At 72.5% G+C, this 24,837-nt stretch carries 21 protein-coding genes; 11 read left to right on the forward strand and 10 right to left on the reverse strand.

Annotated features, from left to right (window positions below; translation table 11 throughout):
* Positions 1-176: 176 nt before the first annotated feature.
* Positions 177-2,315: a glycogen debranching protein GlgX gene (gene glgX / locus OG900_08430; protein ID WUH90124.1), complete on the forward strand. Its 2,139-nt coding sequence runs from the start codon at positions 177-179 to the stop codon at positions 2,313-2,315.
* 419 nt (positions 2,316-2,734) lie between these two features.
* On the opposite strand, the gene OG900_08435 is transcribed toward glgX, so the two are convergent.
* Positions 2,735-3,661 (reverse strand): zinc-binding dehydrogenase, encoded by a 927-nt coding sequence (locus tag OG900_08435; GenBank protein WUH90125.1) that lies wholly within the window; start codon positions 3,659-3,661, stop codon positions 2,735-2,737.
* Between the two features lie 113 nt (positions 3,662-3,774).
* The gene (locus tag OG900_08440; GenBank protein ID WUH90126.1) at positions 3,775-4,620 is read right to left on the reverse strand and encodes a helix-turn-helix transcriptional regulator; all 846 of its coding nucleotides are present in this window, start codon (positions 4,618-4,620) and stop codon (positions 3,775-3,777) included.
* Between the two features lie 152 nt (positions 4,621-4,772).
* Between OG900_08440 and OG900_08445 the strand changes: the two genes are divergently transcribed.
* Positions 4,773-5,546 (forward strand): SDR family oxidoreductase, encoded by a 774-nt coding sequence (locus OG900_08445; GenBank protein WUH90127.1) that lies wholly within the window; start codon positions 4,773-4,775, stop codon positions 5,544-5,546.
* An 18-nt stretch (positions 5,547-5,564) separates the two neighbouring features.
* A complete protein-coding gene (locus OG900_08450; GenBank protein ID WUH90128.1) occupies positions 5,565-6,518 on the forward strand; it encodes a LysR family transcriptional regulator in 954 nt (317 codons plus the stop codon).
* Between the two features lie 7 nt (positions 6,519-6,525).
* On the opposite strand, the gene treY is transcribed toward OG900_08450, so the two are convergent.
* From treY to OG900_08475, 5 genes are all read right to left on the reverse strand, one after another.
* Entirely contained in the window at positions 6,526-8,952 is a 2,427-nt protein-coding gene (treY, locus tag OG900_08455; protein ID WUH90129.1) for a malto-oligosyltrehalose synthase, read from the reverse strand.
* 410 nt (positions 8,953-9,362) lie between these two features.
* Positions 9,363-10,322, reverse strand: a complete 960-nt coding sequence (locus OG900_08460; protein WUH90130.1) for an HTTM domain-containing protein — start codon at positions 10,320-10,322, stop codon at positions 9,363-9,365.
* 118 nt (positions 10,323-10,440) lie between these two features.
* Complete coding sequence (locus OG900_08465; protein ID WUH90131.1) at positions 10,441-11,124, reverse strand: DUF5819 family protein; 684 nt, start codon at positions 11,122-11,124, stop codon at positions 10,441-10,443.
* 165 nt (positions 11,125-11,289) lie between these two features.
* Positions 11,290-12,459 carry an ice-binding family protein gene (locus OG900_08470; GenBank protein ID WUH90132.1) on the reverse strand — a complete coding sequence of 390 codons (1,170 nt, stop codon included), beginning with the start codon at positions 12,457-12,459 and terminating at the stop codon, positions 11,290-11,292.
* Between the two features lie 970 nt (positions 12,460-13,429).
* The gene (locus OG900_08475; GenBank protein ID WUH95677.1) at positions 13,430-14,284 is read right to left on the reverse strand and encodes a LysR family transcriptional regulator; all 855 of its coding nucleotides are present in this window, start codon (positions 14,282-14,284) and stop codon (positions 13,430-13,432) included.
* Positions 14,285-14,388: 104 nt separating this feature from the next.
* Here OG900_08475 and OG900_08480 point away from each other — a divergent pair, with 104 nt between their 5' ends.
* The 3 genes from OG900_08480 (at position 14,389) to OG900_08490 (ending at position 17,807) form a co-directional block, all read left to right on the forward strand.
* Positions 14,389-15,816, forward strand: a complete 1,428-nt coding sequence (locus OG900_08480) for an FAD-dependent oxidoreductase (GenBank protein ID WUH90133.1) — start codon at positions 14,389-14,391, stop codon at positions 15,814-15,816.
* Positions 15,817-15,918: 102 nt separating this feature from the next.
* Positions 15,919-17,658 carry a malto-oligosyltrehalose trehalohydrolase gene (gene treZ / locus OG900_08485; protein WUH90134.1) on the forward strand — a complete coding sequence of 580 codons (1,740 nt, stop codon included), beginning with the start codon at positions 15,919-15,921 and terminating at the stop codon, positions 17,656-17,658.
* Complete coding sequence (locus tag OG900_08490) at positions 17,655-17,807, forward strand: hypothetical protein (protein ID WUH90135.1); 153 nt, start codon at positions 17,655-17,657, stop codon at positions 17,805-17,807. The genes treZ and OG900_08490 overlap by 4 nt, the downstream gene beginning before the upstream one ends.
* Here the strand turns inward: OG900_08490 and OG900_08495 are convergent.
* Together OG900_08495 and zapE are read right to left on the reverse strand one after the other, a co-directional pair.
* On the reverse strand, positions 17,804-18,670 hold the full coding sequence (locus OG900_08495; GenBank protein WUH90136.1) for a polyphosphate kinase 2 family protein: 867 nt from the start codon (positions 18,668-18,670) through the stop codon (positions 17,804-17,806). The genes OG900_08490 and OG900_08495 overlap by 4 nt on opposite strands.
* Positions 18,671-18,689: 19 nt before the next feature.
* A complete protein-coding gene (gene zapE / locus OG900_08500; protein ID WUH90137.1) occupies positions 18,690-19,745 on the reverse strand; it encodes a cell division protein ZapE in 1,056 nt (351 codons plus the stop codon).
* Between the two features lie 217 nt (positions 19,746-19,962).
* Here zapE and OG900_08505 point away from each other — a divergent pair, with 217 nt between their 5' ends.
* From OG900_08505 to OG900_08525, 5 genes are all read left to right on the forward strand, one after another.
* Positions 19,963-20,721, forward strand: coding sequence for a pyrimidine reductase family protein (locus tag OG900_08505; GenBank protein ID WUH90138.1), 759 nt, complete (start codon positions 19,963-19,965; stop codon positions 20,719-20,721).
* Between the two features lie 181 nt (positions 20,722-20,902).
* Positions 20,903-21,406, forward strand: coding sequence for an indole-3-glycerol phosphate synthase (locus tag OG900_08510; protein WUH90139.1), 504 nt, complete (start codon positions 20,903-20,905; stop codon positions 21,404-21,406).
* 70 nt (positions 21,407-21,476) lie between these two features.
* Positions 21,477-22,871: a UDP-N-acetylmuramate--L-alanine ligase gene (gene murC, locus OG900_08515; protein WUH90140.1), complete on the forward strand. Its 1,395-nt coding sequence runs from the start codon at positions 21,477-21,479 to the stop codon at positions 22,869-22,871.
* A 10-nt stretch (positions 22,872-22,881) separates the two neighbouring features.
* Positions 22,882-23,286 carry a peptide-methionine (R)-S-oxide reductase MsrB gene (msrB, locus tag OG900_08520; protein ID WUH90141.1) on the forward strand — a complete coding sequence of 135 codons (405 nt, stop codon included), beginning with the start codon at positions 22,882-22,884 and terminating at the stop codon, positions 23,284-23,286.
* A gap of 44 nt (positions 23,287-23,330) precedes the next feature.
* A complete protein-coding gene (locus OG900_08525) occupies positions 23,331-24,068 on the forward strand; it encodes a peptidyl-tRNA hydrolase (GenBank protein WUH90142.1) in 738 nt (245 codons plus the stop codon).
* Positions 24,069-24,093: 25 nt separating this feature from the next.
* On the opposite strand, the gene OG900_08530 is transcribed toward OG900_08525, so the two are convergent.
* Entirely contained in the window at positions 24,094-24,804 is a 711-nt protein-coding gene (locus OG900_08530) for a chlorite dismutase family protein (GenBank protein ID WUH95678.1), read from the reverse strand.
* Positions 24,805-24,837 lie beyond the last annotated feature (33 nt).

Consider the following 24,837-nt stretch of genomic DNA (forward strand, 5'->3'; position numbering starts at 1 on the left):
TGACTACTACCGGACAACCCCATCACTCGTACGGTCGCTGGCTGTTGTGGCTGTGTCACCCTCAGGTGGGAGCGGATGGGAGGATGGCTGCTCGGCAGCCTCTCGCGACGTAACGCCGGGTGCGAGGACCAGGTGACCGGGCCGCTCGGCCCGGTCAGGAATGGAAGAGTCTCGACATGCAAGTCTGGCCGGGTCAGTCCTACCCCCTCGGCGCCACCTTCGACGGCGCGGGCACCAACTTCGCCGTCTTCTCCGAGGTGGCCTCACGGATCGAACTGTGTCTGCTGCACGACGACGGGTCCGAGACGGCGGTGGAGCTGCGCGAGGCCGACGCCTTCGTACGGCACGCGTACCTGCCGGGGGTGATGCCCGGTCAGCGGTACGGCTTCCGGGTGCACGGCCCCTACGAACCGGCCCGCGGGCACCGCTGCAACTCGGCGAAGCTGCTGCTCGACCCCTACGCCAAGGCGATGAGCGGCCACATCGACTGGGACGAGTCCGTCTACGGCTACCGCTTCGGCCAGCCGGACTCGCGCAACGACCTGGACTCCGCCCCGCACACCATGACCTCGGTCGTGGTCAACCCGTACTTCGACTGGGCCGACGACCGGGCGCCGCGCATCGACTACCACCGCACCGTCATCTACGAAGCCCACGTCAAGGGCCTGACGATGACCCACCCGGGCCTGCCCGAGGAGATCCGCGGCACCTACGCGGCCCTCGCGCACCCGTCCGTGATCAGCCATCTGGTGGAACTGGGCGTCACGACCCTGGAGCTGATGCCGGTCCACCAGTTCGTCCAGGACCACCGCCTGATGGACGCCGGGCTGGCCAACTACTGGGGTTACAACACCATCGGGTTCTTCGCCCCGCACCACGCGTACGCCTCGCTGGGCGACCGCGGGCAGCAGGTGCTGGAGTTCAAGACCGCGGTCAGGGCGCTGCACCGGGCCGGCATCGAGGTGATCCTCGACGTGGTCTACAACCACACCGCCGAGGGCAGCCACCTCGGCCCGACGCTGTCGCTGCGCGGCCTGGACAATGCCTCGTACTACCGGCTCGGCGGCGACAAGCGGTATTACACCGACACCACGGGCACCGGCAACTCGCTGCTGATGCGCAGCCCGCACGTCCTCCAGCTGATCATGGACTCGCTGCGCTACTGGGTCACCGAGATGCACGTCGACGGCTTCCGCTTCGACCTCGCCGCCACCCTGGCCCGGCAGTTCCACGAGGTCGACCGGCTGTCGTCGTTCTTCGACCTGGTCCAGCAGGACCCGGTCGTCTCCCAGGTCAAGCTGATCGCCGAGCCGTGGGACGTCGGCGAGGGCGGCTACCAGGTCGGCAACTTCCCGCCGCTGTGGACCGAGTGGAACGGCAAATTCCGCGACACCGTACGCGACCTGTGGCGCGGCGAGAGCGCCACGCTCGCCGAGTTCGGCTCCCGGCTCACCGGCTCCTCCGACCTCTACCAGGACGACGGGCGCCGCCCGCTGGCCTCCATCAACTTCGTCACCTGCCACGACGGCTTCACCCTGCGCGACCTCGTGTCGTACAACGACAAGCACAACGAGGCCAACGGCGAGAACAACCGCGACGGCGAGGGCTTCAACCGCTCCTGGAACTGCGGCGCCGAAGGCCCCACCGACGACCGGCAGGTCACCGCGCTGCGGCAGCGCCAGATGCGCAACTTCGTCGCCACGCTGATGCTCTCGCAGGGCGTGCCCATGCTCTCCCACGGCGACGAGTTCGGCCGCACGCAGGGCGGCAACAACAACGTCTACTGCCAGGACAACGAACTGTCCTGGATCGCCTGGCCCGGCAAGCCGGGCACCGACGAGGAGGCGACCGAGGCGCACCGGATGCACGAGTTCGTCCGGACGATGGTCTGGCTGCGCCGCGACCACGCGGTCTTCCGCCGCCGCCGCTTCTTCCACGGCCGCCCCGTGGAGGGCACCCACGACGAGCTGTCCGACATCGCGTGGTTCACCGCGCAGGGCGGTGAGATGACCCAGCGCGAATGGCAGGCCGCCCACGCCCGCTCCCTCGTCGTCTTCCTCAACGGCAACGCCATCTCCGAGCCCGGCCCCCGCGGTGAGCCGGTCACCGACGACTCCTTCCTGCTGATGTTCAACGCCGCGCCCCGGGCCCAGGAATTCCTGGTCCCGGTCAACCACGGCAAGGAGTGGCAGCTGATCGTCGACACGGAGCGCCCGGAGGGGGTGCCCCCGGGCGCGGGGGAGCGCGTCGCCGCCGGTGACCGTATCCTCCTGGCGGACCGGAGCATGGTGGTCCTCCAACGCCCAGCGGACTAGCCGTCCAGGCGCCCCCAGGGGGTTGCCCCCTTCCCCCTTCCCCCTTCCCCCTTCCTCCTCCCGGCCGACCGGGCCCTCCCCCGGGCGGTGGGCTTGTCGCGCGGTTCCCCGCCACTCCCTGCGGGGTGCTGTTACGGACTCCACAGTGCCGCTGCGTGGGTGGCTGGTCTCGCAGTTCCTCGCGCCCCTGAGGGGTTGCCACTTGCGGTGGCGTTCGCATCTTTCCCGCCTCTTCGGCGGGGCGCGCAGTTCCCCGCGCCCCTTTGGGCCCTGCGTCCTCCGCCGTCAGGCGCTTGCTCCTGGCAGGGGCCGGGCTCTGCGCCGGAGGGTGAGCGTTTTTCAGGGGCGCGGGGAACTGCGCGGCCAGCCAGCCACGCAGGGGCACCGTGGAGTCCGTGACGGCACCCCGCAGGGGGTGTTCACGGGCCCGCCGTGAGGACCGCGTTGCCGGCGATGCGACGGTCGTGGAGGTCGGTCAGGACGGACGCCGTGGCCGACCAGTCGGCGAGCCGACCGATCTCCGGGTGAAGGCGGGATTCCGCGACGAGGCGGACGAGGGTGGCGAGGTCGAGCGCGTAGGGCTCGGGGAAGTCCTCGTAGTGGAAGTGGCGGACCGCCGCGGAGGAGGGGCCGTCGAAGAAGGCGAAGAAGTCGAGCGCGGCGGGCCGGCGGGACGCCTGGCCGAACCAGATCAGCTCGCCGTGCGGGCGCAGGAGGGCGAGGGCGCGGGCCGTCGTCGGGCCGCCGACGGATTCCATCACCGTGTGGAAGGGCCCGACCGCGTCGGCGAGGTCGTGCACGACGGTGGCGCCGAACTCGGCGAGCCGCCGCCCGCGTTCGGGCGTCGCGCTGACCGCGGTCACGTCCGCGCCCGCGGCGACGGCGAGTTCGGTGGTGTAGTGGCCGACGCCGCCCGACGCGCCGGTGATGAGCAGGGAGCGGCCGGCCAGGCTGCCGGCGGTGCGCAGCAGGCGCAGGGCGGTGAGGCCGGCGAGCGGGAGGGCGGCCGCGGCGACGGTGGGGACGCTGTCGGGCAGGACCGCGAGGCGGTCGGTGTCGACTGCGGCGTATTCGGCCCAGCCGCCGCCCGGCGGGTGGGCGACGACGCGCTGACCGGCGCGCGGCCCGGTGCCGTCGGCGGCGGCCTGGACGACCAGGCCGGCGATGTCCTTGCCCGGCCGGAGCCCGACGCCGGGCAGCGCGCCGGTCAGCCGGAAGACCTCGCCGCGGTTGACCGAGAAGGCCTCGACCTTGACCAGTGCCTGACCGGGTGTCGGCCGCGGCTCGTCCACCTCGCCGTATGCCACCGGCTTCGCGGGGTCCCCTGTGGGCAGCAGTGCCTTCATCGTCAGCTCCTCGCTCCGGTGCGGCTGCGTGCTCCGAGCCGCCGAATCAAGGAAAATCGCAGGTCAGAGGCTGCGTCCAACAGCCTTCCGTCCGTATCGACAACTGCCGGTTGTCACCCCTGGCGGGAGCCGTCCAGGCTGTCGGCGCCCGCGTGCCAGCTCGCCAGGACGGCGAGGCGCTCCGCTGACGGGGAGCCGGGTGGGGCGGTGTAGACGACGACGGTCAGGTCGGTGTCGCCGGGGAGGGCGAGGGTCTCGTAGCCCAGGTGCAGTTCGCCCGCCACGGGGTGGAGGATGCGCTTGGCGCCGTAGGTCTTCTCCCCGACCAGGTGGTCGGCCCACAGGCGGCGGAAGTGCTCGCTCTTCATCGACAGTTCGCCGATCAGCGCGGTGAGGCGGGCGTCGTCGGGGTGGCGGCCGGCGCGGAGGCGGAGGTAGGCGACGGATTCGGCCGCGACCGCGGGCCATTCCGGGTAGAGGTCGACGGACCGGGGGTCGAGGAAGACGCGGCGCGGCATGCTGCGGTGGGCGGCGTCCGAGGCGAAGTCGTGGAGGGCGTCGGACAGCACGTTCCAGGCCAGCACTTCCATGCGGTGGTCGACGACCATGGCGGGGCAGTCGGCCATGCTGTCGAGCAGCAGCCGCAGTCCGGGCCGTACGCGGCCGGCCGGCGCTGCCGCGGTCTTGCGGGCGGGCCGCGCGAGGTCCCGCAGGTGCTCGTGCTCGGTCGGGTCGAGCCGCAGCACCCTGGCGACGGCGTCGAGCACCGCGTCGGAGACGTTCTTGCCGCGGCCCTGTTCGAGCCGGATGTAGTAGTCGACGCTGACCCCGGCGAACTGGGCGACCTCCTCGCGGCGCAGCCCCGGCACCCGGCGCCTGCCGTGCGGGGGCAGGCCGACGTCCTCCGGCTGGATTCTGGCCCGCCTGGTCTGCAGGAAGTCGCCGAGCGTGTTGTCCATGCGTACGAGCGTAGGTGACCCGCGCGACGCGAACCTGGTACTGCCGGACCCAGGTAAAGCACAGCCCTGGGCGGCGCGGGCGACCCGTCGCACAGTGGAGCCGTCAGCACGGCAGCACCCGCCCCGCGGGTCACTTCAGGGAGTCACACATCATGGGCACCACTGCTTTCGGCGACCTCACCGGCCGCACCGCCGTCGTCACGGGCGCCGCCAGCGGTATGGGCGAGGCCACGGCCCGCCTGCTGGCCGGGCAGGGCGCGAGGGTCGCGCTGCTGGCCCGCCGCGCCGAGCGGCTCGACGCGCTCGCCGGGAGGATCGCCGCCGACGGCGGCCTGGCGCTGGCGGTCACCGCCGACGTCACCGACGACGCCTCGGTCAGGGCCGCGGCCGGCCGCGTCAGGGAGGCCTTCGGCTCCGCCGACCTGGTGGTCAACGCCGCCGGTGTCATGCTGCCCAACCCGATCGACGCGGGCCGCGGCGACGAGTGGGCGCGGATGGTGGACACCAACCTCACCGGCGCCCTGCGGATCATCGACGCCTTCCGCGACGACCTGCTGGCGGCAGCGGCCGGCGGCGGGACCGCCGACCTGGTCAACGTCTCGTCGATCGGCGCGCACCTGACCTTCCCCGGCTACGCCGTCTACAGCGCCACCAAGGCCGCGCTGACGCACCTGTCGGCGTCGCTGCGGGCCGAGTTCGGGCCGCGCGGCGTCAGGGTCACCAACATCGAACCCGGGCTGACCGACACCGAGTTGGGCGGCCACATCGACAATGCCGAGTTGTCGGCGCAGCTCGACGGGATGTTCAAGGCCTTCCCCGAATCGCTGACGTCCGACGACATCGCCGACCTGATCGCGTACGTCACCAGCCGTCCCGCGCACGTTAACCTGCGGCAGGTGATCGTCCTGCCGACCGGGCAGGCGTGAGAGGACGGGGGTTCGGCGGTGGATCTCGACCTGGCGCAGGTGCGGGCCTTCGTGGTCACCGCGGAACGGCTGCACTTCGGGCAGGCCGCCGCCGAGCTGTACCTCACCCAGCAGGCGCTGTCCAAGCGGGTCGCCCGGCTGGAGGACGCGCTCGGCCGCAAGCTCTTCGACCGCACCGGGCACGGCGTCGAACTCACCGACGCCGGGCGCAGGTTCCTCGACCCGGCGCGCGAGCTGGTCAGGGCCGGGGAGGCCGCGGTGGCCGCCGCGCGGCACGAGGAGCGGGCGCTGCGGGTCAGCGTGTGGGGGCACATGTTCCTGCCGCTGCGCACCGTCCGCGAGGTCGTCGCCCATGACCCGGACCTGGACATCGAGTTGAGCCTGCGGCCCGGCTTCACCGCGGCGCTGGCCGGGCTGCGCGACGGCGAGATCGACTTCGCGCTGGGCCGCACGCACGAACTGGACGAGCCGTGGCCGGCCGGCCTCACCCGGCGGCTGGTCAGGCTGGAGCCCGTGAAGGCCGTGATGAGCAGCGCCGCCGCGCTGGCGGGCGCGGACGCGCTGACCCCGGTCGAACTGCGGGGCGCGCGGCTGTGGTTCCCCGCGCCGCGCGCCAAGGTGGAATTCCTGCGGGCCTTCACCGAGCGCTTCGATGTGCCGGGCGAGTTCGGCGGCATCAACCTGGGCCTGGACCCCTTCCTCGCCCGTCTCGCCGACAGCCCCGAGCTGTTCTCGCTGCTGTGCGCGGACGTCGAGGTGCCGGGCGGCAGCGGCCTGAGCGAGATCCCGGTCACCGGGCCGGCACCGCTCTACGCCTGGCACGCGATCTGGCGCACCGGCGAGCGGCACGCGGTGCTGCCCCGGCTGCTCGCCGCCTTCGCCGCCGCCGCGGCCGAGCACTCCTGGCTCGACTACGACCCGGCCCGGCACTGGCTCCCCGAGGCCGACCAGGCCGCCCTGCCGGGGGCGTGACGGCGGGTCAGCGGGTGAGCAGCGCCACCGGGGACTCCGCGAACAGCTCGGCCAGCGGCACCCGGCCGCGGTAGGTGCCGCCGCCGAGCCGGTCGCTCCAGTCGCCGGGCGGCAGCGGCAGTACGGTGTCCCGCCAGCCGCCCGCCTGCTCCAGCCTGCGCGACAGCCGGGTCACGGCGGTCAGCGCGCCGCCGCCGCGTACGAAGGCCACGCAGTGCTCGGCGGCGGGCCCGTCGGCCGCCAGCGGGTCGTACGCGCCCGCCGTGCCGTACCACTGCGGGTGGTCCCTGCGCAGCCGCAGCGCCACCGCGGTCAGCCGCAGCTTGGCCTCGTCCGCGCCGCGCGGCTGCTGCCCGGACAGCAGGCCGTCCAGCGTGCCGCCGACGCCGAACCGCTGGGTGCCGCCCGACATCCCGGTCATCGGGCCGCGGTTGTCCGGGTCGACCAGGGTGTGCACCGGGAATTCGGTGCCCTGGTAGACGTCGGGCACACCCGGCATCGTCAGGTGCAGCAGGGCCGCGCCCAGCGAGTTGGCGGTGGCGTACGACTGCAGCCGCCCGACGAACTCGCTCACGTCGTAGACCTGCACCCCGCAGGGGCCGCGGTCCACGAAGTCCTCGACCGCCTTCTCGTACGCCTCGTCCTGCTCGGTCCAGGTGGTGTGCAGCCCCGCCTCCCGCACGGCCTTGAGCACCGCGGGCACCAGCCGGTCCGGATGGCAGAAGCCCAGGCCGACGCCGGTCTGATACGCGGTGTAGCGCACCTGCCGGTCGGGGGCCGGCGGGCAGTCCAGCTGGGCCTCGCGCTCCTCGCGCAGCTCCATCCACTCCCGCCACACCTCGGGCAGCTCCGACAGCACCGCGAGGCGCAGCCGCAGATCGGCGCTGCGCTTGGTGTCGTGGGTGGACAGCACCGTGCCCGTGGCGGGCCACTCGCGCTGGACGCGGGCGCAATACGCGTGGAAGTCCGCGGGCGCGGTCGCCGGCCGCCCCGGGTCGCGGCCGACCTCGCACAGCGACAGCAGCGGGGTGTAGCGGTAGAAGGCGGTGTCCTCGACGGACTTGGCGTGCAGCGCGGAGGCGACCTGTGCGAAGCGCACCGTGAAGTCGTCGGCGTCCGCGCTGCGGCCCGTGGCGGGGCGGGCCAGCGCCAGGTCCCGGACGAAGTCCACGGCGTCACTCAGGGCCGGGGCCGCCGCGCGGGCGTCCCCCGCCGCCTGCTCCAGCATCACCTCGTCCACCGCGTCGGCAGGGCCCCCCGCCGGTACGTACGGGCGGTAGACCGGCACCCGCACCAGCAGCTCGCGGATCGCGTCGTCCAGCACCTCGGAGCCGTGGTCGCGGCCGCCGGCCCTTTCCGCCGCCCGGCGCAGCCGGGCGACCTCGGCCGCCAGGTCGCGGGTGACCACCCGGTAGGCGGCCCTGCGCACGGTCGGCGCCCACCGGCCGCCGCGGTCGTCGTCGGCGCCGGTGTAGTCGCGGTGGAAGGCGTCGAGCGCGGCGGCGCCCTCAGGGTCGGTGAACAGCCCGTCGATCCGGTCCAGCGCGTCATATCCGGTGGTGCCCGCGCACGCCCAGTCCGCGGGCAGCGGCTCGTCGCGCTGCAGGATCTTCTCCACCACCGTCCAGCGCCCGCCGCTCGCCTCCGCCAGCCGCCGCAGATAGCCCGCCGGGTCGGCGAGGCCGTCCGGGTGGTCGACCCGCAGCCCGTCGGCCACCCCGTCGCGCAGCAGCCGCAGCACGGTGGCGTGCGTGGCCTCGAAGACCTCGGGCCGCTCGACCCGGACCGCGATCAGGTCCGAGATGGTGAAGAAGCGGCGGTAGTTCAGGTCGGTGCGCGCGGCACGCCAGTAGGCGAGGCTGTACCACTGCGTCTCCACCAGCTCGGGCAGCGGCAGGTCCTCGGTGCCGGGCCGCAGCGGGAAGCGGTGGTCGTAATACCGCAGCACCTTGCCGCCGGCGGCCTTGTCCTTCTCCACGGAGAGCGCGCCCAGCGCGTCGGGCAGCGGCTCGCCCAGCACCGGCAGCAGCACCTTGCCGCCGAGGGCGGGCCAGTCGATGTCGAACCAGTCCGCGTACGCGGAACCCGGGCCGTCGCGCAGGACGGCCCACAGGGGGCCGTTCAGGTTCTCCGGGGCGGGGAGGGCCATGTGGTTCGGCACGATGTCCAGGATGAGCCCGAGCCCGTGCTCACGGGCCGTGCGGGACAGGTCCCGCAGGCCCTGCTCCCCGCCCAGCTCCGCCCGGACCCTCGTGTGGTCCACCACGTCGTAGCCGTGCCGCGAGCCGGGCACCGCCTCCAGCACGGGCGACAGGTGCAGGTGGCTGGCGCCGAGCCTTGCCACGTACGGTGCCACCGTTGCGGCCTGGGCGAAGGTGAAGCCGGGCTGCACCTGTATCCGGTAGGTGGCGCTCGGCGCCGGCGTATGGCTCATGCCACCTTCTCTACCCGGGTTCCGCCCGTCCTGCCCCTTGAGCCCCGCTCCCGGATCTTCCCCGGGTGGTGGGCTTGTTTCGCAGTTCCCCGAGCCCCTGGGCGATCGCCCCTTGCGGGGGCGTCGCTTTCCTTCCCGCCTCTCCGGCGGGGCGCGCTGTCCCCACGGGGGGACTTCCGTGAAGCACAGGTGACGTGTGGGAGGGGAAGGCGGGTTATGGAGAACATGATTTCGAGACCGCCGGCGCCGACCGCACCCGCCTGACCCGCCGCGTCACCGCGCAGCGCACACCCGCCGGCAAACCTAGACGTTGGCAAGTTCGACAGTCGGGGCGGGGAAATGAGCGTGCGACCGGTCGGTCACCGTGCTGGTGACCTGGCGGTCGCACGTCGCCCTACTCAGCCCGCGGACTACTTCTGTGAGGGGACCGGCAGGTGTATGGCATCCCGCATGTGTCCGCCGGGCGCGAAGCGGAACTGCGTCAGGCGAAGGAAGAAGCGGTCCGGCAGGAACACCGTGTCCGCGATGATCATCGCTCCGGAGAACAGCGGCAGCCCCAGGAAGAGTGCGATGCCCGCGTGCATGACCAGCATCAGCGCCAGGACCGGGTACTTGAGCCTGCCGAACAGGACGAACGGGAAGGCGACCTGCACCAGCACCGTCAGATAGCCGACGACCGCCATCAGTACCGCGTGCCTGTCCGCCATCTGGGACAACATGGGCCAGGGGCGGAAGAGGTGGAGGTTCAGGACGTAGTGGAGAGCGGTGCCGTTGTCCCAGAAGCTGCCCTGGACCTTGTAGAGGCCGGCGGCTCCGTAGAGGAAGCAGACCTGGGCCGCGATGAGGAACATGCCACAGTTGTGCAGCACCGTTGCCAGTGTCTTCCGGACGTAGCGCAGGTCGTCCCGGAGGGTGCCGCCGGGGATCGGGGGGCCGCCCGCTGGTGGCGCCTGGCGGCCGCGGCGGCGCGCGTCCAGCGACCAGCGCGAGCCACACGCGGTGAACGCCAGGTAGATGGCCATCAGGAGGATGAGGTTGTCGCCCCCGTCCGTCATGAAGATGGCCCTGGCGTGGAAGGAGATGACCACGCCGGCGAAGAGGATGGACATCACCCTGGTCCGCCAGCCCAGCAGGAACAGGGCGGACACGGCGAGCGCCGTCACGTAGCAGAACTCGAACCAGGCCCTGCTGTCGGAGAGGGTGAGCACGCTGGTCCAGCCGGTCTGGTCGAACAGTTGCCGGGCAAGCGCCGGGGTCCACGGGGCGCCGGGGCCCCAGATCTCGTTGCGGTAGGGAAATTCGCGGAGCAGGAAGACCAGGTAGAACAGCCCGTATCCGATCCGCAGCACTGCGGCGGCGTACAAGGACACCGGCGTCTCGGTCAGCAGGGCGAAGAGCCTGCCGAGCCGGTCGATGGCCGACGCCAGGAGACCGGTGTCGGGACGGGCAGCGGCTCGCTGTGGTGCGCGTGTGGCGGGCGGCGTCTGATCAGTAGCGATGGGAGCTCACCTTCCACCAGGGCAGATAGCGGGTGTTGGCGGGTGCCGGCGACGGGCCCGTGCCGTCCGGTGCTTTGGACGCGGGGATGGGCACGGCGACGACGCGGAGCTGGAGGGACTCAAAACTCCCCGGACGGTGGGCTGCCACTCGGGCGGCCGCGATATTGCGCAGGTATTCCTGCATCATGACCGCCCGCTGCGAGGTCGGCACGTCGCCCCCGCCGTAGTTCTGGAGATAGGCGCTCCAGGCGCGGCGCAGCATGTTCTGGTTCGTATGGCTCGGGAACGGATCGTGCTCGACCGCGGACTCGTCCACAGCGGTGATGTCGAACCACGGGCTCACGTGAGCAGAACCGTCCGGCCCCGTGTGCCTGGTCCGCACGGAGATATTCCAGTTGACCGATTCCGGATTCGGGGCGAAGAGCCGCCAGTCCTGCTCGAACAGTGGATAGACCCAGGAATCGACCTGCTGACGGTACTGCTGCGAGACAGGGTTCGCGGGAGCCACATGCAGGAATACCAGGAGTACGTGGATCATAACCGTTGTCAGGCAAAGAGTGATTGCCGTCCACAGGCCTGCCTTCAACGGGCCGCGGAGCGTGGACGGTCCGCCGGGCGTATCGAGGTCCCCGGACCCGTCCAGCACAGCGCCGAAGCGCTCTCCTTCCTCCACAACAGTTGCTTCACACTCATCCCGCACGGGCCCCACCCGGTCTCCTCTGCTCTGGCTGATCGCATCTGACGCCTTCTGCTGCCCTCACCGCGGCGTGCGGCGGAATCAGATGGATTCCGCCGCACACCAAGCCCCTCCGACCAACGGGTTCATGCTGATCGCTTGTCAGCCGACCCGAGAGTCGACGTTCTCGTGGATCTTGTCGACCTTGCCGTTGACCTTGTGCGTGTATTTGTTTTCGGTCTTTTCGTCCGACCCGTGCTCGCTGCCGTACCCGCTGCATTGATCACTGCCGTACGCACTGTCACTGCCGTACGCGCTGCCGTAGCCGGCGCCGTACCCGCCGCCGTACCCGCCGCAGTACTCATCCTCGCCGTGCTCGTAGCCGCCTTCCGGCTTATGGCCACAGCCGCAAGGACCACCCGTGGTGCCACCAGTGGTGCCACCGGTCGTACCGGCCGTGGTCGTACCGGTCGTACCGGCCGTCGTCGTACCCGTCGTGCCGGCCGTCGTCGTACCCGTGGTACCGGCCGTCGTCGTACCCGTGGTACCGGCCGTGGTCGTACCGGTCGTGCCGGCCGTGGTCGTACCCGTCGTGCCAGCCGTCGTCGTACCGGTCGTGCCGGCCGTGGTCGTACCCGTCGTGCCAGCCGTCGTCGTACCGGTCGTGCCGGCCGTGGTCGTACCCGTGGTACCGGCCGTGGTCGTACCGGTCGTACCGGCCGTCGTCGTACCCGTGGTACCGGCCGTCGTCGTACCGGTCGTACCGGCCGTCGTCGTACCGGTCGTACCGGCCGTGGTCGTACCCGTGGTGTTCCCGGCACACGTGGGCAGCGTGATCCTGTTGGTGTCCAGGGTGACCGAGCCGTTGCGGGCCAGGGCCCGTCCGTCGATGCTCGTGCCCGTGGTGACAGTGATCGAGGTCAGCGCCAGGATGTTACCCACGAACGTGGAGCTGGTGCCCAGGGTCGCGGAGCTGCCGATCTGCCAGAACACGTTGCACGGGGAGGCACCGTTGACGAGGACCACCTGGCTGGCCGAGGCCGTCGTCAGGCTCGAACCGACCTGGAACACCCACACAGCGGCGGGGTCGCCATGGGCGTCCAGGGTGAGCGTGCCGGTGAGCCCCAGCGTGGACGACGCGGTGTAGACGCCCGGATCCAGGTTCAAGCCGCCCGCGTCCGGGGGAAGCGCCGAGTCGCTTGCCTCGCCTGCCGCGGTGTTGTACGCCGTGACCAGGTCGGACTGAGCCTGGGCCGCCACAGCGTCCGCGACGTGCTGAGCCCCGTTCACCACGCCCGGAGGGAAGCCGGTGATCGATGTTCCGGGGCTCACCCCGATATCCCCTGTGATAACCGACGGCCCGGTATTGGTGATCGAAGCTCCGGCCAGAACCGCGAAACTCTCCGCGGTGCCGAGCGGGACGGGTGTCGCGACGGCACTCGCCTGTGTCGCAGTCAGAGCAAGCACAGACGTGATGGCCAGTGGGGCGATGAGCGCCCCGACCCAGATTGATCTCAGGCGCCGCCTGGGCGCACGTGAAGTATTCGACGTCATCGAGGGGTGCTCCTTCTAGGGGGGGCAGGAAACAGCCGTTCGTGCCGTCGGAACTCTATCCGGCGAATGCTGCTCAGCCGACGATTCATCAGAGTGAACCTATGGCATCCGATGCACCATCAGGGTCAGCGGTCTTCCTCGGAGGCAAGGCAACTGGTCGCCGAGTGCGCGTCGGATGCCGTTGGCATTCTATCCGGCGAGAACCACCGAGACGGCGGTGCGTTCGAGTGAACCCACGACTTCCGATGCGTCATTAGGGTCAATAGTCATTTTGGGAGCGAGTCAACTCGGCGCCGGGTGGCGCATCCGCCTCCACCGGCACTCAGCAGTAGCTTCGCGACTGCCTGCGCGCCGCCGTAAGCCACCCCGCCATGCGAACTCCAGGGCATTCCGGCGCTGGCCGACCGCATACCAGGGCGCGGGGCTGCGTTGTGACGGTCCAATGGGTCAACCGCTTATCCTCATATCTCAGCGATCACGCGCTCCGCACCGGCGCGCTTTCCCGTGTGCCGTCCACCGCGAGCGGAAAATGAGTGACCGTCAGGCACCAGGGGGGTTGGGGCGTTGGAGCAGGCGTTGACGGCGTTGGCAGCACCGCGGCCGTCCTGCGACAGGTCACACCCGCGAACAGCGAGCGGGTTGAACGCGACAGAACGAGGCCCCCGCCCAGGGGCGCGGTGAAACTGCGCGACAAGCCCCCGCCGGGCGGCGGGCAAAGGACGGACCGCAAGGGGCAGGGCCCTGGTCGTCAGGGAAGCGGCGTGGCGGGGAGGAGGAGGGAGACGAGTGCGGCGGCAGGGCCGGCGAGCGTGGTGCGGGACCACGCGAAGAGGGGCCTGCGCCAGGCCGGGACGAGGGGGGTGACGGGCGTGCCCGGGGGGATGGCGTAGGTGGGGACCGCGACGACCCCGGCCCCCGCCGCCGCCATGGCAACCGCCGTGGTCGTGTGCTCGGTGCGCACCGCGGTCCTGGGTGCGAACCCGGCGCGTTCGCAGGCGAGGTCGATGAAGGGCCGGCCCTCGACGACCGGCTCCATCGCGCAGCGGATCCAGTCCCGCCCGGCGAGCGCGGCCAGCGCGACGGGGCCGGCGCCGGCCAGCGGGTCGCCCGGGGGGAGCACGATGACGACCTCCTCGTCGCCGAGCGGGACGCGGGCCGCGGCCCCGCTCCCGCCGTGGCCGACGGCGAGGTCGGCGACGCCGCGCTCCATGCTGTCGTCGAGGTCCTCGTCCCGCCCGTATTCGTGCAGGACCAGCTCCACACCCGGGCGTTCGCGCCGCCAGCGGGCGAAGACCGGGGGCAGCAGGCCGGCCGCCACGGAGTGGACCGCGGCGACGTGCAGCTCGCCGCCGACCGCCCCGGCGGCGGCACGGGCGGCGCGGGCGGCCTGCGCGGCGCTGCGTACGGCGACCTCGGCGTGCGGCAGGAAGGCCCGGCCCATCGGGGTGAGCCGTACGCCCCGCGGCAGGCGTTCCAGCAGCTGGCCGCCGATGTGCCGTTCCAGGGCCTTGATCTGGTGGGAGAGCGCGGGCTGGGTGACGTGCAGCAGCTCGGCGGCCCGGGTGAAGGACCCGGCTTCGACCACGGCCGTGAAGTACTCCATCTGCCGCAGGCTCACCCCGGAGCACCTCCCATAAGCATCCTGCATGACTCTCACACATATTAGGCCTTGGACTCATGGCAGCAGTCGGCCGGAGACTGGCGGTCATGACGAGCACACAGGACACCGCGGATGTCATCGTGATCGGCGGCGGCACGGGCGGTTACAGCACCGCCCTGCGTGCCGCGGCCCTCGGCCTGGACGTGGTGCTGGTGGAGCGGGACCTGGTCGGCGGCACGTGCCTGCACCGCGGCTGCATCCCGAGCAAGGCGATGCTGCACGCTGCGGAGTTGGTCGACGGGATAGCCGAGGCGCGTGAGCGGTGGGGGGTGAAGGCCACCCTGGACGCGGTGGACTGGCCGGCGCTGACCGCGACCCGCGACGACATCGTGGCCCGCAACCACCGGGGCGTGGAGGCCCACTTGGCGCATGCCGGGGTGCGGGTGGTGCGGGCCGCAGCGCGGCTGGCCGGGCCGCGTTCCGTGGTGGCCGGCGGGCAGGCGTACGGGGCGCGGCGCGGCATCGTGCTGGCGACCGGGTCGCGGCCGCGGCTGCTGCCGGGGCTGGTCCCGGACGGGCGGCGGGTGGTCACCAGCGACGACGCGCTCTTCGCGCCGGGCCTGCCGGACTCCGTGCTGGTGCTCGGCGGTGGCGCGATCGGCGTGGAATACGCCTCACTGCACCGCTCGATGGGCGCCCGTGTGGTGCTGGTCGAGGCGGCGGAGCGGCTGTTGCCGCTGGAGGACGCGGAGGTGTCGCGGCAGCTCGGCAGGGGGCTGCGCAAGCGCGGCGTCGACGTGCTGACCGGGACGCGGCTGACCGGCGCGGATCTGTACGGCAGCGGCGACGACGGCGGGGTGCGGGTCACCGTGGCGACCGCCCGCGGTGCGGAGCAGGTCCACGAGGTGGCGCGGCTGCTGGTCGCGGTCGGCAGGGAGCCGGTCACGGACGGGCTCGGCCTGGCCGCGGCGGGGCTCGCGACCGACGCCCGCGGCCATGTGGCGCCCGCCGACTGGGCGCGGCTGGAGACCGCGGTGCCCGGCGTCCATGTGGTCGGCGACCTGCTGCCGCCGCCGTCCCCGGGGCTCGCGCACGCCTCCTTCGCCGAGGGGCTGCTGGTCGCGGAGGTGCTGGCGGGCGGTGCGCCGCGGCCGATCGACTACCCGGCGGTGCCGCGGGTGACGTATTCGAGCCCGCAGACCGCCTCGGTGGGCCTGACCGAGCAGCAGGCACGCGACCGCGGGCTCGACGTGGTGGTGAACGCGATGCCGCTGACCGCGGTCGCCAAGGGCATGGTGCACGGGCAGGGCGGCAGCGTGAAGGTGGTCGCGACGCGCGGCGGCGGCCCGGTGCTCGGTGTCCACATGGTGGGACCGCATGTGTCGGAGATGATCGCGGAGAGCCAGCTCATCGTCGGCTGGGAGGCGGAGCCGGCCGACGTGGCGTGGCACATCCACCCGCATCCGACCCTGTCAGAGGCGGTCGGCGAGGTCTTCCTGACGCTGGCGGGCCGCGGGCTGCACCAGTCGGCGTGAGGGCCCGCCCGGATCGCGGCGAGTGAACTTCGTCTGAGCGGCCCGGTCGGCGGGCATGCATCAGCCCGGGACCGACTGTCGCGGACCGGACGGGAGATGTGCGTGCTGTTCGAAGTGTGGGCGCCCCTTGCCCAGCAGGTGGAGATCCTGATCGAAGAGCGCACCCACCGGCTCGACCCCGACCCGTGCCGCGAGGGCTGGTGGCACGCCGAGCTGCCCGCGCCGGCGGGCACCCGCTACGCGTACGTACTGGACGGCGGCCCGCCGCTGCCCGACCCGCGGTCGCGCCGGCAGCCCGACGGGCCCGACGGGCCGAGCGCGGTCGTGGACCACGACGACTTCGCCTGGTCGGCGCCCTGGCCGGGCCGCGGGCTGCCGGGGGCGGTCCTCTACGAGCTGCACGTGGGCACCTTCACCGCGGCGGGCACCTTCGACGCGGCCGCGGAACGGCTGCCGCACCTGGCCAGGCTCGGCATCACCCACATCCAGCTGATGCCCGTGTGCCCCTTTCCCGGCACCAACGGGTGGGGCTACGAAGGGGTGTCGCTGTGGGCGGTGCACGAACCCTACGGCGGCCCGGAGGCGATGAAGCGCTTTGTCGACGCGGCGCACCGGCACGGCCTGGGCGTGGTCCTCGACGTGGTGCACAACCACCTCGGCCCGTCGGGCAACCATCTGCCGCCGTTCGGCCCGTACTTCACCGACCGCCACCACACGCCCTGGGGCGACGCGGTGAACCTGGACGCGCCGGGCTCCGACGAGGTCCGCTCCTTCCTGGCCGGCAGCGCGCTGGCCTGGCTGCGGGACTACCGCCTCGACGGGCTGCGGCTCGACGCGGTCCACGCGCTGGTCGACACCCGCGCGCTGCACTTCCTCGAAGAGCTGTCCGTCGCCGTCGACGGGCTGTCGGCGGCCCTCGGCCGCCCGCTGTTCCTGATCGCCGAGTCCGACCTCAACGACCCGCGCACCACCGCCCCCCGCGAGGCCGGAGGCCTGGGCCTGCACGCCCAGTGGAACGACGACTTCCACCACGCCCTGCACACCGCGGTCACCGGCGAGGCCCAGGGCTACTACGCCGACTTCGCCGCGGCGGGACCCGCCGCGCTGGCCAAGACCCTCGGGCACGGCTTCTTCCACGACGGCAGCCACTCCTCCTTCCGCGGCCGCCATCACGGCCGCCCGCTGGACCCCAGCACCGTCCCCGGCCACCGGCTGGTCGGCTACGCGCAGACCCACGACCAGATCGGCAACCGGGCCACCGGCGACCGGCTCACCGTGCAGCAGCTCGCCGGCGCCGCGGCCCTCGTGCTGACGGCGCCCTTCACCCCGATGCTGTTCATGGGCGAGGAGTGGGGCGCGACGACCCCCTGGCAGTTCTTCACCGACCACCACGACCCGGAGCTGGGCGCGGCCATCACCCGCGGCCGGCGCCGCGAGTTCGCCGCCCACGGCTGGCCCGAGGACGATGTCCCCGACCCGCAGGACCCGGCCACCCGGGACCGCTCCTGCCTGGACTGGGCCGAGTCCGACAAGCCCGAGCACCGCGAACTGCTCGACTGGTACCGCGCCCTGATCGCCCTGCGCCGCTCCGAGCCCGCCCTGACCGACCCGCAGCTCGACGCCGTCACCGCGACCGCGGGCGGCCGTACGCTACGGGTGGCCCGCGGCCCTTTCCGTATCGTCGTGAACTTCTCCGACGCCCCGGCCCGGGTCCCGCTGAACGCCCCCTGCGACCTGGTGCTGGCCCGCCCCGGCTGCAAGATCCTGCCCGGCCCCTGCGTCCAGCTCCCGGCCCGCGGGGCAGCCGTCCTGCGCACCACAGGCGCTACGGTGGAAGAGTGACCACGACCCCGCCCTCCCCGCCCGCGGAACCGCTCGCCGACTGCGTGCTGTGCGGCGAGCCGACGGAACACCCGGCGAGCACCCGCGGTGCCACCTACTGCCCCGTCTGCGAGTGGCAGGAGGCCCAGCGCACCGCGTGCTCGGGTTAGGTCCTGAGCAGCGCGGCCCGGCTCGCCTCGACGTCGAAATCGGCCTTCGGGTAGTCGGGCCCGACCAGCTCCAGGTGTTCGAGCAGCAGCTTGGCGACCGCCCAGTTGCGGTACCACTTGCGGTCGGCGGGGACCAGATACCAGGGCGCGGTGTCGGTCGAGCAGCGGGTCAGGGCGGCTTCGTAGGCCTGCTGGTAGGCCGGCCACAGCCCGCGCTCGGCGATGTCGCCCTCGTTGAACTTCCAGTGCTTGGCCGGGTTGTCCAGCCGGGCCACCAGCCGCTCGCGCTGCTCCTCGTAGCCGATGTGCAGGAAGACCTTCACCACGGTGACGCCGTCGTCCGCGAGCGACTGCTCGAAGCGGTTGATCACGCCGTAGCGCCGGCTCCAGGTCGCCTGCGGCACCAGGTCCCGCACCCGGGTGATCAGCACGTCCTCGTAGTGCGAGCGGTCGAAGACGCCGATCTCGCCCGGGGCGGGCAGCGCCTTGCGGATCCGCCACAGGAACGGGTGCTGCGACTCCTCCGCGGTCGGCGCCTTGAAGGCCGTCACCCGCACCCCGGTCGGGTTCAGCCCGGCCGCCACATGCTTGACGGTGCCGCCCTTGCCCGAGGTGTCCATGCCCTGGAGCACCAGCAGCAGGCTCCGCGGGTCACCCGCGGTGCTCTGCGCGAACAGCCGCTCCTGCAGGTCGGCCAGCCGCTCGCGCACCTGCACCATCTCGGCCAGCGCCGCCGCCTTGCCGTCGGGACCGCCGGGCGTCGCCCGGGTGTCGTACTCCGCCAGGCTCACGCCGTCCTGCGGCACCCGCAGCTTCGCCCGCAGGCCGCCGTCCGCCTTCTCGCGCTTGTCCTTCTTGCCCATGCGCCGATCGTGCGCCCGTTCAGGCCGCCCCGCCAGCGTCATGCGGCCGCCCGGCGTCCCTGGCCAGCGCGGTCAGCCGGGACACCGCACGGAAATACTTCTTCCGGTATCCGCCGACCAGCAGCTCCGCCCCGAAGAGCCGGTCGAAGGGCACGCCCGAGGCCATCACGGGTATCTCCCGGTCGTAGAACCGGTCGGCGAGCACCACCAGGCGCAGCGCCGTCGCCTGGTCGGTGACCTCGCCCACCCCGCGCAGGAAGACCGCCTCGACCCCGTCGCACAGCGCCCCGTACCTGCTCGGATGCACCGCCGCCAGATGCGCGGCCAGCGCGTCGAAGTCGTCCAGCGCCGATCCCGGCGTCCGGAGCGCCGCCCGCAGCACCTCGTCGTCCGAGTACGGCTCGGGCGCCGCGGGCAGCCCTCGGTGCCGGTAGTCCACCCCGTCGATCCGGACACTGGTGAACCGGGCGGACAGGCCCTGGATCTCCCGCATGAAGTCCGCCGCGGCGAAACGCCCCTCCCCCAGCTTCCCCGGCAGCGTGTTCGACGTCGCCGCCAGCCGTACGCCCGCGTCCGCGAGCTTGCCCAGCAGCGTGCTGACCAGCACCGTGTCACCCGGGTCGTCCAGCTCGAACTCGTCGATGCACAGCAGCGAGTGGTCTTTCAGCGCCTGCACCGCCGGCTGGAAGCCCAGCGCCCCGACCAGGTTCGTCAGCTCCACGAACGTGCCGAACGCCTTGCGCTCCCTGGGCGCCGGCGTCGCATGCCACAACGAGGCCAGCAGATGCGTCTTGCCGACGCCGTAGCCGCCGTCCAGATACACCCCGCCGGCCGGGGGCGCCGGCTCCCGCCTGAACCACCCCCGCCGCGCCTGCGGCGCCTGCCGCTCCGCGAACGCCCTCAGCCGCGCCACAGCGGCGGCCTGGCTCGGCTGCGACGGGTCCGCCACGTACGTCTCGAACCGCACACCGTCGAACCGCGGCGGCGGCACCATCTCCTGGACCAGGCGCCCGACCTCGGGCTGCGGGCTGCGCCCGCTGAGGGCGACCGGTCTGATCAGGGCGGAAGACGACACGGCTCCTTAGCCTAATGCGTCCTCCCCGAGCCTGACGCCCCGGGTTCGCCGTCTCCCGCCCCCTGCGGGGGTACGCCACCATCGGCGACCGCACGCCCGTGCGTGGTTCCCCGCGCCTGCGGGGCGGGGTGTTGCCCGCCCTCCCCCATGCGGAGCCATGGGGGAGGGCGGGCAAGCGAACGGGCGGCCGAAAACAGCCCGTGGAAGACTGCTGGGCATGCGCCGCCTGCACCCCCCCGCCGGGAAGGCGGACCCCGACCTCACCACCCCCCACGGCCTGGCAGCCGCCTACGCGTACCCCGCCCCCACCACAAACCCCTACGTACGCGCGAACATGGTCGCCTCACTCGACGGCTCCGCCCACGCCGACGGCAAGTCCGCCCCCCTCTCCTCCCCCGCCGACATGCGCGTCTTCGGCACGCTCCGCGCCCTCGCGGACGCGATCGTCGTCGGCGCGGAGACCGTGCGCCAGGAGGGCTACCGCCCGGCCAAGGCCCGTAAGGACTTCGCCGAGCAGCGCGCCGCCCAAGGCCAGTCGCCGGCCCCGGTGATCGCGGTGGTGAGCCGCCGGCTCGACCTGGACTTCGACGCGCCGCTGTTCAGGGAGCCGGCAGTGCCGACGGTGGTGCTGACGGGCGGCACGGCGCCCGAGGAGCGGCTCGCCGCGGCACGCGCGGCCGGCGCCCGGGTGGTGCTGGCCGGGGAGGACGGCGTGGACCCGGCCCGCGCGGTCGCGGAACTGGCCGCGCTGGGCCACACCCGCCTGCTGCACGAAGGCGGCCCCCGCCTGCTGGCGCAGTTCGCGGCGGCCGGCGTGCTGGACGAGCTGTGCCTGACGGTGGCGCCGCTGCTGGTGGGCGGTGACGCGCCCCGCGTCATGAACGGCCCCGCGGTGCCCGCGGGGCCGTCCCGCTTCGTGCCGCTGTCCGTCCTTGAGGAGGACGGCTTCCTCTTCACCCGTTATGTCCGCGCCTGAGCGGATGGCGCACGACCGGGGCAAGGATGAGCCGCAAAAAACCGGATTCCGTCGTTCCGCTTGGCGCCGCTCGGGAACACTTACCCCGGTGCCCTGTGAAGATCGGGGCAGGATTGTCTGCACAGCGGCCGAGTGGCCTGCGAGAGAGCCCGCGAGAAGCGCGAGAAAGAAGGACGCGTCCGTGTTCACGACCGTACTCATGATCGAGAAGCCGCTCGCTTCGGCGGACGTGGAGCTGATCACGACCCTGCACGGCGAGGAGCCGGTCTCCTTCGTGGTGCTGATGCAGCCCAGGGGCGACCAGGACCGATTGCTGCGGGCGGTGGACGACGTGGCGCTCGGCTATCTGGAGGAAGCGGCCAGGGAGAACGAGGTGCCGGAGGGCGACGAGGCCCTCCAGCCCGCCGAGCGCGCGCTGGTGCACTCGATCGCGGCGCTGCACGCGGCCGGCGCCCAGGCGGTCGGCGAGATCGTCCAGCGGCACCCGCTGGACGCGCTGCGGACGGTGGTGGAGCGGACCGGCGCCGACGAGGTCATCGTGCTGACGGCGCCGCATTTCGTGGAGGAGTTCTTCCACCGCGACTGGACCTCCCGCGCCCGGCACAAGGTGGGCGTCCCGGTGCTCAAGCTGTTCGCCCAGCAGGACGTCGGCGAGGAGCCGAGCCGGGGACAGGTCCAGGAGTGAGGGCCGGGGGCCGCGGGCAGTGCGAGAATCGGCTGACCCGTCAACGGCTCACCCCTTTGGAGATCCGCGTATGAGCCCGTCCGTTCCGCCCACCATGGACCGACCGCACTTCATCGGTATCGGCGGCGCCGGGATGTCAGGGGTCGCGAAGATCCTCGCGCAGCGCGGGGCGCGGGTGGCGGGCAGTGACTCGCGCGAGTCGGGGACGGTAGCGGCGCTGCGCGCGCTGGGCGTGACCGTGCACACCGGGCACGACGCCGCGCACCTGGCGCAGGATGCCACCGCGGTGGTCGTCTCCAGTGCGATCAGGCCGGAGAATCCGGAGCTGGCGGCGGCCCGCGAGCGCGGGGTGCCCGTGGTGCACCGCAGCGACGCGCTGGCCGCGCTGATGGAGGGCACCCGGCCGATCGCGGTGGCCGGCACGCACGGCAAGACGACGACCACCTCGATGCTGGCGGTCGCGCTGACGGCGCTCGGCATGGACCCGTCGTACGCGATCGGCGGCGACCTGGACGCGCCCGGGTCCAACGCCCACCACGGCGGCGGGGAGGTCTTCGTCGCCGAGGCGGACGAGAGCGACCGCAGCTTCCACACGTACGCCCCCGAGGTGGCGATCGTGCTGAACGTGGAGCTGGACCACCACGCCAACTACGCCTCGCTGGAGGATATCTACGACTCCTTCGAGACCTTCGTCGGCAAGGTGCGGCCGGGCGGCACCCTGGTGGTCTCGGCCGACCAGCCGGGCGCGGTGGAGCTGACCTCGCGGGTGCGGGACATCGGGGGCCTGCGGATCGTCACGGTCGGCGAGTCGGAGGGCGCCGACGTGCGGGTGGTGAAGATCAACCCGCGCGGGCTGACCAGTGAGGTCACCGTGCTGCTCGACGGCCGGATGATGACCTTCACGGTGTCGGTCCCCGGCAGGCACTACGCGCTCAACGCGGTCGCCGCGCTGGCGGCCGGCATCGCGCTCGGGGCGCCGGCCCGGAATCTGGCGTCGGCGCTGGCGAAGTACACCGGGGTGAGGCGGCGGCTGCAGCTCAAGGGCGAGGCGGCCGGCGTGCAGGTGATCGACTCCTACGCGCACCACCCGACCGAGATGGCCGCCGACCTGGAGGCGATCCGCGGCGCGGCGGAGGGCGGCCGGGTGCTGGTGGTCTTCCAGCCGCACCTCTTCAGCCGCACCCGGGAGCTGGGCGCGGAGATGGGGGGCGCCCTCGCGCTGGCCGACGCCTCGGTGGTGATGGACATCTACCCGGCGCGCGAGGACCCGATCCCGGGGGTGACCAGCGCGGTGATCATCGACGCCGCGAGGGCCGCGGGCGCCGACGTGACGGCCGAGTCCGACCGGGACGCGGTGCCCGAGGCGGTGGCAGGAATGGCGAAGCCCGGTGATCTCGTTCTCACTATGGGAGCGGGTGACGTGACCGACCTCGGACCACGGATTCTCGCCCGTCTCGGCAGCTGAGAGGACCTCCATGTCGTATGAAGTGAACAAGACCGACGAGCAGTGGCGCGAGGAGCTGTCACCGCAGGAGTACGCGGTCCTGCGCAAGGCCGGCACCGAGCGTCCCTTCACCGGCGAGTACACCGACGTCAAGACCGAGGGCGTGTACGGGTGCCGGGCGTGCGGCGCCGAGCTGTTCCGTTCCGACACGAAGTTCGAGTCGCACTGCGGCTGGCCGTCCTTCTACGACCCGGCCGACAGTGACGCCGTCGAGCTGATCGAGGACCGCACCATGGGCATGGTGCGGGTGGAGGTGCGCTGCGCGACCTGCGGCTCGCACCTCGGCCATGTCTTCGAGGGCGAGGGCTACGGCACCCCGACCGACCAGCGCTACTGCATCAACTCGATCTCCCTGCGGCTCAGCCCGAAGGAATAGCGGCATGGGTGGGCCCCCGTACCCCGCGGTACGGGGGCCCACCCATGTGCCGGGCCGCGGGGCGGTGGCAGACTTGGCCCGTGACCAGCCCTTTCCAGCACCGTGCCGCAGAGCGGGACGCGGCACCGCAGTTCGTCCTGCCCCTCGTGGTGCGCATCGAGCGGGACGCGCCGCCGCCGCGCACCGACGCGCTGGAGACGGCCGCCCGCGCCGTACTGACCCTGCTGTCCGACGAGCGGGCCACCGCCGAGGACGGCGAGTGGGCGCAGGCGGTGCGTGACTGGCAGGACGCCAGGATCAGGAAGGTCGTACGGCGGGCGCGGGGCGCGGAATGGCGCAAGGCCGCGGCGCTGCCCGGCATCACCGTGACCGGGCGGGCCGCCGAGGTCCGGGTCTTCCCGCCGGTGCCGCTGGACGGCTGGCCGAAGGACCTGGCCAAACTCCAGGTGTCGGGCACCGAGTTGGACGACCCCGAGCCGGTGGCCGCGCCGCCGGAGGGGGTGCCGGTGCTGTGGACCAACCCGGACCTGACGATGTCGGCGGGCAAGGCGATGGCCCAGGCCGGGCACGGGGCCCAGCTCGCCTGGTGGGAGCTGGACGCCGCCGAGCGGGCGGCCTGGACCGCGGCGGGCTTCCCGCTGGCGGTCCGCACCCCCGCGCCGGACGAGTGGGCGCGGCTCACCGCGACGGCCCTCCCGGTCGTGCGGGACGCCGGCTTCACCGAGATCCCCCCGGGCTCCCCGACGGTCGTCGCCGACCACCCCGACCTGCGGCGGGCATAGGGCCGCGCGCCGGTGGGGCGTGCGGTCAGGCCAGACCGGCGACCAGGTCGGCGACCGGGCGGCGGCGGCCGGTGTAGAAGGGGACCTCCTCGCGGACGTGCATGCGGGCCTCGGAGGCGCGCAGGTGCCGCATGAGGTCGACGATGCGGTACAGCTCGTCCGCCTCGAAGGCGAGGATCCACTCGTAGTCGCCGAGCGAGAAGGACGCGACGGTGTTGGCGCGGACGTCGGGGTAGCCGCGGGCCAGCTTGCCGTGGTCGGCGAGCATGCGGCGGCGGTCCTCGTCGGGCAGCAGGTACCAGTCGTACGAGCGCACGAAGGGGTAGACGCTGACGAAGTCGCGGGGCGTCTCGTCGGCGAGGAAGGCCGGCACGTGCGACTTGTTGAACTCGGCCGGGCGGTGCAGCGCCATGTTCGACCACACCGGCTCCAGCGCGCGGCCCAGCCGGGTGCGGCGGAAGAGGTTGTACGCCTCCTGCAGCGCCTCCGCGGTCTCCGCGTGCCACCAGATCATCAGGTCGGCGTCGGCCCGCAGGCCGGAGACGTCGTAGGTGCCGCGGATCGTCACGTCCTTGGCGCCGAGCTGGTCGAACAGCTCCTGGACCTCGTCCGCGTACCCGGTGCGGTCCTCGGGCAGCGGGGCGCGCAGCCGGAAGACCGACCACAGCGTGTAGCGGATGACCTCGTTGAGGTCCTTGGCCTTCTTGCCCGCGTTGGCGGACTTGGCGTGCGCCACGGCGTCCGCGGCGGCGGAGTCGAGGGCGTGGTC

It is taken from the genome of Streptomyces sp. NBC_00433, from assembly GCA_036015235.1.
Lineage (GTDB): Bacteria > Actinomycetota > Actinomycetes > Streptomycetales > Streptomycetaceae > Actinacidiphila.

Bases quoted from the DNA above. Each gene is read 5' to 3' on its own strand.
- OG900_08440 (WUH90126.1), bottom strand. From the start codon at position 4,620: ATGGACAACACGCTCGGCGACTTCCTGCAGACCAGGCGGGCCAGAATC.
- OG900_08445 (WUH90127.1), top strand. From the start codon at position 4,773: ATGGGCACCACTGCTTTCGGCGACCTCACCGGCCGCACCGCCGTCGTC.
- OG900_08505 (WUH90138.1), top strand. From the start codon at position 19,963: ATGCGCCGCCTGCACCCCCCCGCCGGGAAGGCGGACCCCGACCTCACC.
- murC (WUH90140.1), top strand. From the start codon at position 21,477: ATGAGCCCGTCCGTTCCGCCCACCATGGACCGACCGCACTTCATCGGT.
- OG900_08525 (WUH90142.1), top strand. From the start codon at position 23,331: ATGTGCCGGGCCGCGGGGCGGTGGCAGACTTGGCCCGTGACCAGCCCT.
- OG900_08435 (WUH90125.1), bottom strand. From the start codon at position 3,661: ATGAAGGCACTGCTGCCCACAGGGGACCCCGCGAAGCCGGTGGCATAC.
- msrB (WUH90141.1), top strand. From the start codon at position 22,882: ATGTCGTATGAAGTGAACAAGACCGACGAGCAGTGGCGCGAGGAGCTG.
- OG900_08480 (WUH90133.1), top strand. From the start codon at position 14,389: ATGACGAGCACACAGGACACCGCGGATGTCATCGTGATCGGCGGCGGC.
- OG900_08475 (WUH95677.1), bottom strand. From the start codon at position 14,284: ATGGAGTACTTCACGGCCGTGGTCGAAGCCGGGTCCTTCACCCGGGCC.
- treY (WUH90129.1), bottom strand. From the start codon at position 8,952: ATGAGCCATACGCCGGCGCCGAGCGCCACCTACCGGATACAGGTGCAG.
- glgX (WUH90124.1), top strand. From the start codon at position 177: ATGCAAGTCTGGCCGGGTCAGTCCTACCCCCTCGGCGCCACCTTCGAC.
- OG900_08495 (WUH90136.1), bottom strand. From the start codon at position 18,670: ATGGGCAAGAAGGACAAGCGCGAGAAGGCGGACGGCGGCCTGCGGGCG.